We start from the raw sequence: 12,926 nt of genomic DNA, 5'->3' as shown, positions 1-12,926 counted from the left end.
TTCATTCATTAAAACTCAAAGGTTTAGTGGGTGGGTATTGAGCGTTCATGCTTAGTAGTTAAATTACTGGAATGAGGCAAAGGTAATGAGTAAATATAATTTTTGTGCGGGGCCAGCTATGCTTCCGCAAGCGGTTATGAAAAAAGCACAAAAAGAGTTTCTAGATTGGCAAGATTTAGGTGTGTCTGTGATGGAAATAAGCCATCGTAGCAAAGAGTTTTTAGCCCTTACAGCTAAATGTGAAGCCAGCCTTCGTCGCCTAATGAATATCAGTGATGAATTTGAAGTGCTGTTTATGCATGGTGGTGGCCGTGGTCAGTTTAGTGCTGTGCCATTAAATTTACACCAAGAAGACAAAGTTGCGGTTTATTGCGAAAACGGCGTGTGGTCAAAAAGTGCAACAGACGAGGCCAACAAGTTTACTCAAGCAACCTCTATTGATGTGCGTAATGATGCCAATGGCGAGTTTTCTATTAAACAGGTTGCTGATTGGGTGTTACCAGAAGATGCATCTTACATTCACTATTGCCCTAACGAAACGGTTGACGGCTTAGAAATTTTTGATGTACCAAGCCACCCAACAGCACCGATCGTTGCTGATATGTCGTCAACTATTTTATCACGCGAAATAGACGTTAATAAATTTGATTTAATTTACGCTGGTGCGCAAAAAAATATCGGCCCGTCGGGCATATCAATCGTTATTGTTCGTAAAACATTACTTGAGCGTGAAGGCTTACCTAAGCCAGGCATTTTAGATTACGCATTAGAAGCAAAACAAGGCAGTATGTTTAACACGCCCCCTACATTTGCTTGGTATTTAGCTGCTGAAGTATTTCAATGGCTTGAAAGTAATGGTGGCGTAAAAGCGATGGAAGTTCAAAATATTGCTAAAGCGCAGCTACTTTATGACTTTATTGATGAATCGAGCTTTTATACCAATAAAGTAGCTAAACATTGCCGTTCACGTATGAATGTTCCGTTTTGGCTTAATGATGAAAGCTTAAATGATAAGTTTGTTGCTCAGTCTAAAAATGCAGGGTTACTAGCTCTTGAAGGCCACAGAATTGTGGGCGGTATGCGCGCAAGTATTTATAACGCAATGCCTATTGAAGGTGTTCAAGCACTTGTAGACTTTATGGCTGCTTTTGCAAAGGAGCACAGCTAATGGAGCAGCTTCGTTTAGAACCTATTTCTAGAGTAAATGGCACAGTAACCCTACCAGGTTCAAAGAGTCTATCGAACAGAATTTTATTATTAGCAGCACTTGCAAGCGGTACTACCGTTGTAGAAAACTTACTTGATAGTGACGATATACGCCATATGCTGGGCGCCTTAAAGTTATTAGGTGTAAATGTAACTTTAAATGATGAACGCACTGTAGCCACCGTAGAGGGTGTTAGTGGTGTGTTTAATACACCGACTGAGCCCTTGTTTTTAGGTAATGCGGGTACTGCTTATAGACCTTTAACAGCAGTACTTGCTGGCGTTGCTGGTGAGTACGAGCTAATAGGCGAGCCACGTATGGAAGAGCGCCCGATAGGGCACTTGGTTGACGCACTGCAAGCATTGGGTGGTGATGTTACTTATACAAAGCACAAAGACTACCCACCACTTAAAATTGTTGGTGGCCAAATAAAAGGCGGTGAGGTTGAAATTGACGGCAGTATTTCAAGTCAATTTTTAACCGCTCTATTAATGGCAGCGCCATTATTTAACGGTGATACAACAATAACTATTAAAGGTACTTTAGTCTCTAAACCTTATATTGATATTACACTTGATGTAATGGCACGTTTTGGGGTTAATGTTGAGCACAGTGATTATGCAACCTTTAAAGTTAAAGGTGGTCAACAGTATCAATCATTAGATCGCATAATGGTTGAAGGCGATGCATCTTCTGCCTCTTACTTTGTTGCTGCGGCTGCAATTGCAGGCGGTGAGATTGAAATTAAGGGCGTGGGTGCCAAGTCGGTGCAAGGTGATATAGGCTTTGCCAAAGTAATGGAGCAAGTAGGCGCAAAAATTGATTGGTATGATGAGCGTTTAGTTGTTCGCAAAGGCGAACTAAAAGGTGTGGATATTGACGCCAATGCAATTCCTGATGCAGCTATGACTCTTGCAACTGTTGCTCTTTTTGCCAAAGGCCCAACAGCCATTCGTAACATTTATAACTGGCGAGTAAAAGAGACAGACCGTTTATATGCAATGGCAACTGAGCTTCGTAAAGTAGGCGCACAGGTTGTAGAAGGTGAAGATTTTATAGAGATCACCCCACCTGAAACATTTAATGATGTTGCTGTTGATACTTACGACGATCACCGTATAGCCATGTGTTTTGCAATGGTTGCCGTTGGTGGAAAGCCAATAACAATTAATGATCCAAAGTGTACCTATAAAACATTTCCTACATTTTTCAATGTTTTAGCGTCAGTCAGTGAATAAGCTAATTAGAAGTAATTACAAAAGTTACACACTAATAGCAGATATATTTTAATAACTGACGTATAATGTCGCGGTTTATTTAGGTGTGCATTGCAGGAGGTTTTAAATGCAGGCGTTATTAATGCCCGTGATCACCGTTGATGGCCCAAGTGGTTCAGGTAAAGGAACTGTTTGTCGCTTGTTAGCCGACAAGTTAGGGTGGGATGTATTAGATAGCGGTGCGATTTATCGTGTTTTATCTTTAGCTGCACTTCATCACCAAATTGCATTAGACAATGAAGAAGGGCTTGTCCCGCTTGCTGCAAATTTAGATGTGCAGTTTTTGGTAGATAGTCAAACTAATGCAGGAAAAGTTATTTTAGAAGGCGAAGATGTAACCACTACTATTCGTAATGAAGAAGTAGGCGCTGCGGCTTCAAAAATTGCAGCATTACCTCGCGTTCGTGAAGCGTTATTACGTCGCCAGCGTGCATTTCGCACTGAAAATGGCTTAATTGCCGATGGCCGTGATATGGGCACTGTGGTTTTTCAAGATGCGCCGTTAAAAATATATTTAACAGCCAGTGCACAAGAGCGTGCTCGTAGACGCTTTGTTGAGTTGAATACGCGCGGCCTTGATGTTACACTAAGTGGTCTATTACAGGACATTCAAGCTCGTGACGAGCGCGATATGAATCGCACCGTTGCTCCGCTTGTACCTGCAGAGGATGCTATTGAGATCGATACTAGCGATCTTAATGCACAGCAAGTGTTTGATAAGGTAATAACTTTATTGGATATTGCTATCTCTGAAGGTAAGCTTCCTAAACGAAGCTAAACACATTTTATGCGCCAGCAGGATGCCAGTGCTATTTTAACAACCCCATGCAGCATGGTTGCTTATTGGTATTAATATATGAGACGTATATTCGTATGTCAGAAAATTTTGCGCAGTTATTTGAAGAAAGCTTAAAGGGTTTTGAAGCAGAGCAAGGCTCTATCGTTAAAGGTACAGTAATCTCTATCGAGAATAACATTGTACTTGTAGATGCTGGTCTTAAATCAGAAAGTGCTATCCCTGCAGAGCAGTTCAAAAATGCTGCTGGTGAACTAGAAGTTGCTGTAGGCGACGAAGTAGATGTTGCACTAGATGCAATTGAAGACGGTTTCGGTGAAACTATCCTTTCTCGTGAGAAAGCTAAGCGTCACGAAGCATGGATCCGTCTTGAGAAAGCATGTGAAGAGCAAGAGACTGTTACTGGTGTTATCAACGGTAAAGTTAAAGGCGGTTTCACAGTTGAAGTTGATTCAATCCGTGCTTTCCTACCTGGTTCACTTGTTGATGTTCGTCCAGTACGTGACACAACTCACCTTGAAGGCAAAGAGCTTGAGTTTAAAGTAATCAAGCTTGACCAAAAACGTAACAACGTTGTTGTTTCACGTCGTGCAGTTATCGAATCTGAAAACTCACAAGAACGTGAAGAGCTTCTTGCTAACCTTGTTGAAGGCCAAGAAGTTAAAGGTATCGTTAAGAACCTTACTGACTACGGTGCATTCGTTGACCTTGGTGGTGTTGATGGTCTACTACACATTACTGATATGGCTTGGAAGCGTGTTAAGCACCCTTCAGAAATCGTTAATGTTGGCGACGAAATCGCAGTTAAAGTTCTAAAATTCGACAAAGATAAAACTCGTGTTTCTCTAGGCCTTAAACAGCTTGGTGAAGATCCATGGGCAGCTATCGCTGGTCGTTACCCAGAAGGTTCTAAACTTTCTGGTCGTGTTACTAACCTTACAGATTACGGCTGTTTCGTGGAAATCGAAGAAGGCGTTGAAGGTTTAGTACACGTTTCTGAAATGGATTGGACTAACAAGAACATCCATCCTTCAAAAGTTGTAAGCCTTGGCGACACTGTTGAAGTTATGGTTTTAGAAATTGACGAAGAACGTCGTCGTATTTCTCTTGGTCTTAAGCAATGTATTGCTAATCCTTGGCAGGAATTTGCTCGTCTACAAAACAAAGGCGATCAAGTTACTGGTAAGATCAAATCAATCACTGACTTCGGTATCTTTATCGGTCTTGACGGTGGTATTGACGGTCTTGTACACCTTTCAGACATTTCTTGGAATACACCTGGCGAAGAAGCTGTACGTGAATTCAAGAAAGGCGACGAAATCACTGCTATCGTATTGCAAGTTGACCCAGAGCGTGAACGTATCTCTCTAGGTGTTAAGCAAATCGAAGCTGACCCATTCAATAACTACCTTGATGCAAACAAAAAAGGTGCTATTGTTAAAGGTAAAGTGACTGAAGTTGATGCGAAAGGCGCAACTGTTGAACTTATCGAAGGCGTTGAAGGTTACATCCGTGTAGCTGATATCGCTCAAGAGCGCGTTGAAGATGCAACTACTGTTGTTTCTGTAGGCGACGAGATTGAAGTTAAATACGTTGGTGTTGATCGTAAGAACCGCACTTTAAGCTTATCTGTAAAAGCTCTTTTCGAAGCAGAAGAGAAAGAAGTACTAGAGAAGCTTAAGAAAGAAGAGCCAGTGTTTGAAAACGCAATGGCAGCTGCTTTCGCAAATGCACAAAAAGACTAATATATAATTAGTTTTTAGTTGGAAGGGCATTTTTTGCCCTTCCTATATCTCTTTTTAAGGAAACGCTATGACTAAGTCAGAATTGATAGAAATACTTGCGGAACAACACGCACACGTTCCAGTGAAAGATGTTGAGAATGCTGTAAAAGAAATTCTTGAACAAATGGCCGGCTCATTATCTACTTCAGATCGTATTGAGATCAGAGGTTTTGGTAGTTTCTCTTTGCATTTCCGCGCTCCTCGCACAGGTCGTAATCCTAAGACTGGCGATACAGTTGAGCTTGAAGGAAAGCATGTACCTCATTTTAAACCAGGCAAAGAATTACGCGACCGCGTGAATGAAAGCATTGCCTAGTTAACTTAGTGGAGTAGTTACTTGTTCAAGGTATTAAAAATTATTCTGGTTGCACTATGCTTTATCAGTGCATTTGTATTAGGGTCACAAAACCCACAGTTAGTACAAGTAAATTACATTATAGCCAGTAATACGCTACCTTTAGCTGTAATAATAAGTATCTGCTTTTTATTAGGTGTTTTGATTGGTTGTTTTATTAGCTTTAAATTGTTTTCGCGATTAAAGTGGCAAAACTACCGCTTAAAAAAGCAATTAGCGCCTGAAAAAGATAAAAAAAAGCTTGCCGCGAATAAAGACACCTAACTATGATTGAGCTTTTGTTTTTACTATTACCTGTTGCCGCTGGTTACGGTTGGATTATGGGTAAAAACAGTGCTAAAAACCAAGCTCATCAACTTAATCGTCAGATCACTTCTGAATATAGCAAAGGCTTAAAATTTCTACTCGATAGAGAAGAAGATCAAGGCTTAGAGCATTTAATCAACTTACTTGAAGTTTCAGCCGACTCGGTTGAACACTATTCTACACTTGCCACCATGTTTCGCCGTAGAGGTGAATTAGACCGCGCAATAAAAATTCACGAACTTCTATTAAAACACCCAAGCTTAAATGAACAACAAGCTGCAACTAGCCGTTTAGAATTAGCCGAAGATTATATAATGGCCGGACTACTAGATAGTGCGGAAGAGCACTTAGTTTGGCTAGTTAAAGCAGGGCATGTAGAAGCGCTGGACCCTATTATCACTTTATATTCGCAAACCCGTGAGTGGGAAAAAGGCATCAACATGTTTGAAGCCCATAGCGAACTATTTTCAAAAGAACAGCAATTTAAAGCAATTGCTAATTTTTATTGTGAGTCAGCTTTAAGTGACAATACACCCCAACTAATGAGAAAAGCGATTAGCTTAAATTATAAAGCCGTGCGTCCGCTTTACGAGTTAGGGTTAGTTGCTTACGCAAAAGAAGATTACGTTAAAGCTATTTATTACTGGCGTGAACTTGTCTCTCAATTTACCTTGTTTGCTCCGTTGTTTATTGATGAGCTGGCACACAGTTATAAACAATTGAATTTGACGCATCAATTTCACGAGTTAGTCAGTGACTTGTTAGAGAAGGGCGGTGTATTAATTAAAATAAAGCATTGCCAAGCATTACTTGAGCAAGGTCACACCAAGCAAGCCTTTGAATTTTTAACTGATAGCTTAAAACGTCAACCTACTATTCGTGGTTTTAGTTTTTTACTGCAATTAATGGGTGACCAAAATAAAAATACTAAGGAAGTACTTAACGAAATTGATAAGCTTGTAACCTCTTATATTGCTACAAAACCAGATTTCCAATGCCAGCATTGTGGTTTTACAAGCTACACCATATATTGGAACTGCCCTTCTTGTAAGCATTGGGAAACCATTGTTCCAAGTCGAGGCTTAGACGGATTTTAATAACCCCATAATTAATAACTTTACTGCCATTCACTAGGATAGTTATGTCTTTCGAACACTCAAAAAAAATTCTTATTGCATTAGATTACGATGATCAAGAAGTTGCTTTAAACTTTGTTAAACAACTTTCTCCTGATACTTGCCGTCTCAAGGTCGGCAAAGAAATGTTTACCTATTTTGGACCTGCATTTGTTAAAGAGTTAATTGATTTAGGTTTTGATGTTTTCTTAGATTTAAAATTTCATGATATTCCTAATACAGTAGCTAAAGCGGTTACTGCAGCTGCTAAAATGGGGGTGTGGATGGTAAACGTTCATGCTTCTGGTGGCTTTGAAATGATGAGTAAAGCTAAATCGGCTCTAGAGCAATTCGGTGACAAAGCGCCATTACTTATCGCTGTGACTGTATTAACAAGTATGGATGAAACAGAACTTAAGCGTTTAGGTGTTGATAAATCAGCTCAAGAGCAAGTTATCTATTTAGCTAAGCTTGCAAAGGAAGCTGGGCTTGATGGTGTTGTGTGTTCTGCACAAGAAGCAAAAGCTTTAAAAACAGAGTTAGGTGATAGCTTTAAGCTTGTTACGCCTGGTATACGCCCTGAAGGGAGTGATGCGGGTGATCAAAAGCGTATAATGACTCCTAAGCAAGCTATAGATTCAGGAAGTGACTATTTAGTTATAGGCAGACCGATTACTCAAGCAGATAATCCTGTAAAAGTGCTTAGTGATGTTAATAACTCTATAGCTTAATTTAACAATAAGCAGTCATATAGTGCTAAAACCCCTTACCTTATGTGAGTTTTATGTTACATTAATAAAATCAAAATGTAGTAGGGGTTTGTTTTGAAGTTATTTTTTGGTTCTATAATAATTGTTATTGCGGGTTTTTCAGTAAATAAGTACGTTTTTTCTTATAAAGCATACGATGGTGTAACAACCGTTACAGATATAATTCCAACGTACCCAGTCGATATGTTTGATTTTAAAAAAACAATGCAAGATTATGCTCATCATCTGTGTTACAAAAATGAAGATACACTCATATCTCAGCATGTAAGCGTTAGTGAATGTATATCAAAGCTTGATGATAAAAAAACAGAATGTGAAAAAAAGGTTTTTCGTTTGGCGCCGCTCAATCTTGAGTCGGAAGTTGAAGTGCTTGATTATTCAAGGCAATATACGCAATGTACATTGCCTTATAAATATATTTTAGGTTAATTACAAACAGGTATTATTAGTAATTACAGCCAATTATAATTAAGATCTTAAGCGAATGGATTTCGCTTCAATATCTATTAACTCTTGTTTAAATAAGCCACCAATTGCTTTTTTATAATTAGCCTTACTTGTAGAAAACATCTTTTTTATTGCTTCAGGATCAGACTTATCACCAAGTGGAATAACACCGCCTTCGTTTTTAAGCTTTTGCATAATAGTTTCACCAAGGTCACTTACTTTTCCCATACCTGGCTTTTCTAGTACAACATCAATTTTTCCGTCGTCACGTACTTTTTGAATATAGCCTTTAAGCTTTTGACCCACAAATAAGCTTTTAAATACCATATTGTAAAAAACAACACCGAAGTGCGACTCTTCAATTAATACTTTGTAGCCAATATCTGTTTTGCCAGCAACAATTAAATCCACTTCTTGTAAGTGAGTATATTGCGGCTCATCTTTTGATAAGAAACGATTAAAATTGTTTGAGGCACAAATACGTTGACTTGCATTATCAAGGTACAGGCGTACTAAATAAGAATGGCCTTCTTGCATGCGTGGCTTTTGTTCATTAAAAGGTGCAAGCACATCTTTCTCAAGCCCCCAATCTAAAAATGCCCCAATACTATTTATTTCTTTAACGCGTAGTAGGGCATACTCGCCAACTTGAGCATGTGGTTTCTTTATTGTTGCTGTGGCTAAATTAGCATTGTCTAAAAAGATAAATACACTAATACTATCGCCCGCTTCAAGCTCATGTTTTATTTCTTGTTTTGGTAAAAATACTTCACCTAAATCATGGCCGTCTAAGTAAGCACCTTCGTTACTCACTTCTTTTACAAATAATGTTTGTGTGGTTCCTAGGTAACTCATAATTATTCCTGCTCAGTCTTTTTTTTACGGCGCATTGGTGTATCGCCATCAATGTTCATTGGTGCTTTAATAGGTGCTGTTGGCTTTTTAGCTTTGGCTTTGCGTTTAAATACAGGCTTTTTAACAGCGGCGGATTTTTCTTTAGATTTATCCCACGTTGCCTCAGGCTTTTTCTCTTTTAAGCCTTTAAACTTAGCTTTTAAGCTCTCTACGCTCGCAAATTTTAATTCGTCATTTAAAAATGCTTTAATAGCTAAATAACTTGCCCAATCTTTTGGGCCAACTAATGAAATTGCATTTCCTTTAAAGCCAGCACGTCCTGTACGACCTATGCGGTGTACATACTCTTCAGCGTGTTTTGGTAAATCAAAGTTAATAACGTGCGTTACGCTTAACAAATCTAAACCACGAGATGCAACGTCGGTGGTAATCAATATTTTAAAGTTTTCGCGACTAAACGAATCCATTATATCTAAACGTTTATTTTGTGTTAAATCACCAGCAAGCGCTACAGACTTGAAGCCTTTAGCATTAAGCGCTTCACTCAAGCGACTCGTGTCAGAACGTGTTGCTGTGAAGATAATGCATTGACCAACATCATCTTGATTCAAAAAGTGCTCTAATAGCGCTTCTTTATGATCAAGGTGATCGGCTAGATATAAAGTTTGTTTAATATCGCTATGTTGCTCGTTCGCTGCACTTAGCGTAATTTGCTTTGGTTTTTTTAATAGGTTACGTGATAGAGCATCTACTTGAGCATGGTCAAGTGTTGCAGAAAACAATAACGTTTGACGTAAACGGTGATTAGCTTGCTCGTTAATCATTTTTAACTGCTCGGTAAAGCCTAAATCTAAAATACGATCGGCTTCATCAAAAATAAGCAGTTCTAGTCCACTCAATTGTAATGAACGTTTTGTAATGTGATCAGCTAAACGCCCTGGTGTAGCAACTACGAATTGTGGGTCGTTTCTAAGTGCTTTTATTTGGTCATTAAAGTTTTCGCCACCAAGTATTTTTACGGCCTTAATGGCTGTGCCTGCAATTAATAAACGCAGCTGAGTAAATACTTGCGTAGCAAGCTCACGAGTAGGAGCAACAATAAGTACACGAGGATCGCGTTTACTGAGTGCTTTTTGTTTCATAACCCTTTGTACAGCAGGTAATAAAAACGCCAAGGTTTTGCCCGACCCAGTTTTAGACTGAGCGAAAATGTCATGCCCTGCAAGTGCGGTAGGCACTGCATGCGCTTGAATATCGGTGGGCTGGGTGATCCCTTGATGTGCTAGTTGTGTTTCAAGGCGTGTATCAATCCCAAGATCAGTAAACTGCAATGTGTGTTTCTCCAAAATGAGCAAATTAAGTCTATAAATTTATCAGCGCATTATAGCTTACACAGCTAGGTCGCTAACAGTAAAAACCAATCTATAGCGCTATTTTTTGCAATTAAACTAAAAAAGCGTAAAATACGCGCCCCATATGCGCCGGATTTACGATTCGGTAAACGCCAATACTGGCTAATAAGGCAAAATAGGAAATATAATGACTGTTGTTCATAAAGATAATGTAACGGGCGATCACTTTGTAGTATGTGCGCTGTATAAATTTGTTGGTTTACCTGAATTTGAAGCTATCCGTAAGCCGTTGCTTGAAGTGATGGAAGCAAATGAAGTACGCGGTACTTTACTACTCGCTGCCGAAGGTATAAACGGCACTGTTTCTGCAAAACGTGAAGGGATAGACAACTTATTAGCATGGCTTGATGAGCAACCAAATTTAAAAAACATCGTAACAAAAGAATCTTACGATGATGAATGCCCGTTTTACCGCACTAAAGTAAAACTAAAAAAAGAAATTGTAACGATGGGCGTTGAAGGCGTAGATCCGCTTAAAGTTGTGGGTAGCTATGTAAAGCCAAATGAGTGGAACGCACTTATATCTGACCCAGAAGTAATTTTAATTGATACACGTAATGATTACGAAATTGAAATTGGTACATTTCAAAATGCAGTCGATCCAAATACTAAAACTTTTCGCGAATTTCCACAGTGGGCTAAAGAAAACTTAGACCCTGAAAAACATAAAAAAGTAGCGATGTTTTGTACAGGTGGTATCCGCTGCGAAAAATCGACGGCCTACATGAAAGAGCAAGGTTTTGACGAAGTTTATCATCTTGAAGGCGGCATTTTAAAATATCTAGAAGAAGTGCCAAAAGAAGAAACCATGTGGGAAGGAGAATGTTTTGTATTTGATAATCGCGTTGCGGTTGATCACGACTTACAAAAGGGCTCTTATGATCAATGCCACGCGTGCCGTATGCCAATTACAGAAGACGAAAAGTTAAAGCCTGAATACATGGAAGGTGTATCTTGTCATCATTGTATTGAAGAAGTTACGGATGAACAACGCGCACGTTTTGCAGAGCGCCAAAAGCAAATAGAATTAGCGCAAGCGCGTGGTGAAGGCCATATTGGTAATGAAGCACAAGCTGTTTTACAGCAACGTAAAGAAGCTAAAAAAGCCCAAAAAGACGCTCAGCGCGGTAAATAAATTTATACAATAAGTATTACATTTAAAGAGTCTATTTAGGCTAATGCCAGTCAGTTAAGCTGACTGGCATCTTTCTTTTTATGGGGATACTTAGATGGTTTTGGCTTAACCCATCGGGGATATCTTCTATCTTCTCGTCTAGCTGGAAGCTTAAATAAGACCAGTGTATCGAGTAAGTGCTGCCAGTGTATTGGAATGTTCCCTGGGCTCATTATAGATACTGACGAGAAATACTGAATGACAGCCATCGAACTGCTAGAGAAACTAAGCTGGTTAGGCCATATCCCTGTGACTGTCGCCGCCATCGTCATTATTCTTCGTATTAAATTATAGGCGAGTAACACGGCCCATAGCTCCTGACGCACCATGTCTGGACGCTTACTTCTTAAATGGTATGCGCTATCAAGCATGGTTTGTTTGATTTCTCTAAACCCAAGTTCTATCTCCCAACGATGACAATATAATTCAACAATTTCATTACCTGGATAACGCAATCTATCCGTCATCGAGGTTAATATACGGTAGCTTTTGCCCTTTATTGTTTTGCTGATTAATCTCGCTTTAATCGTTTCAGGAACATCGGGAAAGTTTTTTTGTGCATGCTTTGTTGTTTTCAATTCAATGATATGGTCATTTTTACCCGCGCTGGAGATGATTTCATACTGTAAGTCGGGCCTTGCTGGTATCAACCAGTGCCTCATCTCCCCAGTTTGGTGCCAACGGTTTAACAGGCCTAAAGAATAATATCCTTTATCAAACATAGTCAGTGAATTATCTGGTGTACGTTCAATTAAACGCTCAGCTAATTTCATCTCGTTGGTTTTATAGTTATCAAACTCGCTACTGAGAAGTTGATGGCTGGTCAATTCCATATGACAGACCATGCGTATTTGAGGAAAGGCTGTATCACCGTATTGGTTGCTACCTGAAGAGAAGGCTTTACGATTATCAGGCGTGTCGGCTGTTCGCCACACAACACCGTCAACAGCTAATAGGTTCAAACCATTCCATGTTTCGAATGACTGTTGCTTATACATTGATTGAGCAGATTTATTGAAAACGTGTTTAACGGAATCATCACCTAACCTTTGTCTCGCCTGTACCATCGCACTTGGAGCAACGAGTGGGTTCTTGCCAGGTAACATGATATCTAGCTTATTAGCGATATTCCAAACTGATTCTTTTCGAAACAATGCCATGCCAATAACTGACCACAAAACGGCTTCAAGCGGTAATCTTCGCTTACGAACGGTTGCAATCCCTGCTTGTTGAAAACCTTGTTCAATGATTTCAGGGTCAAGAATTTCTGATAATTTTTCAAAGGTATGGTATCGGCTGCTTTCTTCAAGTGTTGCTTGCAGTGCTTGTTCTATATTCACAAAAAATCCGTAGTTAGTTTCCTAACTACGGATTTTGCATGATCGTTTGGATCGGTCAACCGGTCATTTTCTTAACTGATCGGCATTA

General features: G+C 39.4%; 13 protein-coding genes. 10 read left to right on the top strand and 3 right to left on the bottom strand.

The window, feature by feature from the left end:
* Positions 1–85: 85 nt before the first annotated feature.
* From serC to L655_RS0124200, 9 genes are all read left to right on the top strand, one after another.
* Positions 86–1,168: a 3-phosphoserine/phosphohydroxythreonine transaminase gene (serC, locus tag L655_RS0124240; protein WP_024606549.1), complete on the top strand. Its 1,083-nt coding sequence runs from the start codon at positions 86–88 to the stop codon at positions 1,166–1,168.
* Positions 1,168–2,445, top strand: a complete 1,278-nt coding sequence (gene aroA / locus L655_RS0124235) for a 3-phosphoshikimate 1-carboxyvinyltransferase (protein WP_024606548.1) — start codon at positions 1,168–1,170, stop codon at positions 2,443–2,445. The genes serC and aroA overlap by 1 nt, the downstream gene beginning before the upstream one ends.
* Positions 2,446–2,551: 106 nt before the next feature.
* The gene (gene cmk / locus L655_RS0124230; RefSeq protein ID WP_024606547.1) at positions 2,552–3,262 is read left to right on the top strand and encodes a (d)CMP kinase; all 711 of its coding nucleotides are present in this window, start codon (positions 2,552–2,554) and stop codon (positions 3,260–3,262) included.
* A gap of 95 nt (positions 3,263–3,357) precedes the next feature.
* Entirely contained in the window at positions 3,358–5,025 is a 1,668-nt protein-coding gene (gene rpsA, locus L655_RS0124225) for a 30S ribosomal protein S1 (protein WP_002961176.1), read from the top strand.
* Between the two features lie 67 nt (positions 5,026–5,092).
* Positions 5,093–5,380, top strand: a complete 288-nt coding sequence (ihfB, locus tag L655_RS0124220; RefSeq protein ID WP_002961178.1) for an integration host factor subunit beta — start codon at positions 5,093–5,095, stop codon at positions 5,378–5,380.
* Positions 5,381–5,401: 21 nt separating this feature from the next.
* Positions 5,402–5,683, top strand: a complete 282-nt coding sequence (locus L655_RS0124215; RefSeq protein ID WP_024606546.1) for a LapA family protein — start codon at positions 5,402–5,404, stop codon at positions 5,681–5,683.
* 2 nt (positions 5,684–5,685) lie between these two features.
* Positions 5,686–6,822: a lipopolysaccharide assembly protein LapB gene (gene lapB / locus L655_RS0124210; protein WP_002961182.1), complete on the top strand. Its 1,137-nt coding sequence runs from the start codon at positions 5,686–5,688 to the stop codon at positions 6,820–6,822.
* Positions 6,823–6,866: 44 nt separating this feature from the next.
* Complete coding sequence (gene pyrF, locus L655_RS0124205) at positions 6,867–7,571, top strand: orotidine-5'-phosphate decarboxylase (protein WP_002961184.1); 705 nt, start codon at positions 6,867–6,869, stop codon at positions 7,569–7,571.
* 93 nt (positions 7,572–7,664) lie between these two features.
* Positions 7,665–8,039 (top strand): hypothetical protein, encoded by a 375-nt coding sequence (locus L655_RS0124200; protein ID WP_024606545.1) that lies wholly within the window; start codon positions 7,665–7,667, stop codon positions 8,037–8,039.
* Between the two features lie 39 nt (positions 8,040–8,078).
* Here the strand turns inward: L655_RS0124200 and L655_RS0124195 are convergent, their stop codons facing one another.
* Together L655_RS0124195 and L655_RS0124190 are read right to left on the bottom strand one after the other, a co-directional pair.
* The gene (locus L655_RS0124195; RefSeq protein WP_002961188.1) at positions 8,079–8,912 is read right to left on the bottom strand and encodes a S1-like domain-containing RNA-binding protein; all 834 of its coding nucleotides are present in this window, start codon (positions 8,910–8,912) and stop codon (positions 8,079–8,081) included.
* 2 nt (positions 8,913–8,914) lie between these two features.
* Positions 8,915–10,243 (bottom strand): DEAD/DEAH box helicase, encoded by a 1,329-nt coding sequence (locus tag L655_RS0124190; RefSeq protein WP_024595714.1) that lies wholly within the window; start codon positions 10,241–10,243, stop codon positions 8,915–8,917.
* 208 nt (positions 10,244–10,451) lie between these two features.
* Here L655_RS0124190 and L655_RS0124185 point away from each other — a divergent pair, with 208 nt between their 5' ends.
* Entirely contained in the window at positions 10,452–11,459 is a 1,008-nt protein-coding gene (locus tag L655_RS0124185; protein WP_002961191.1) for a rhodanese-related sulfurtransferase, read from the top strand.
* Positions 11,460–11,509: 50 nt separating this feature from the next.
* Here the strand turns inward: L655_RS0124185 and L655_RS0124180 are convergent, their stop codons facing one another.
* Positions 11,510–12,832 carry an IS4 family transposase gene (locus L655_RS0124180; protein WP_198925100.1) on the bottom strand — a complete coding sequence of 441 codons (1,323 nt, stop codon included), beginning with the start codon at positions 12,830–12,832 and terminating at the stop codon, positions 11,510–11,512.
* Positions 12,833–12,926 lie beyond the last annotated feature (94 nt).

The sequence above is a fragment of the Pseudoalteromonas sp. TAE79 genome (assembly GCF_000498015.1).
GTDB lineage: Bacteria > Pseudomonadota > Gammaproteobacteria > Enterobacterales > Alteromonadaceae > Pseudoalteromonas.
This window is presented reverse-complemented; position numbering and strand designations above follow the sequence as displayed.

Bases quoted from the DNA above. Each gene is read 5' to 3' on its own strand.
- serC (WP_024606549.1), top strand. From the start codon at position 86: ATGAGTAAATATAATTTTTGTGCGGGGCCAGCTATGCTTCCGCAAGCG.
- aroA (WP_024606548.1), top strand. From the start codon at position 1,168: ATGGAGCAGCTTCGTTTAGAACCTATTTCTAGAGTAAATGGCACAGTA.
- cmk (WP_024606547.1), top strand. From the start codon at position 2,552: ATGCAGGCGTTATTAATGCCCGTGATCACCGTTGATGGCCCAAGTGGT.
- rpsA (WP_002961176.1), top strand. From the start codon at position 3,358: ATGTCAGAAAATTTTGCGCAGTTATTTGAAGAAAGCTTAAAGGGTTTT.
- ihfB (WP_002961178.1), top strand. From the start codon at position 5,093: ATGACTAAGTCAGAATTGATAGAAATACTTGCGGAACAACACGCACAC.
- lapB (WP_002961182.1), top strand. From the start codon at position 5,686: ATGATTGAGCTTTTGTTTTTACTATTACCTGTTGCCGCTGGTTACGGT.
- pyrF (WP_002961184.1), top strand. From the start codon at position 6,867: ATGTCTTTCGAACACTCAAAAAAAATTCTTATTGCATTAGATTACGAT.
- L655_RS0124195 (WP_002961188.1), bottom strand. From the start codon at position 8,912: ATGAGTTACCTAGGAACCACACAAACATTATTTGTAAAAGAAGTGAGT.
- L655_RS0124185 (WP_002961191.1), top strand. From the start codon at position 10,452: ATGACTGTTGTTCATAAAGATAATGTAACGGGCGATCACTTTGTAGTA.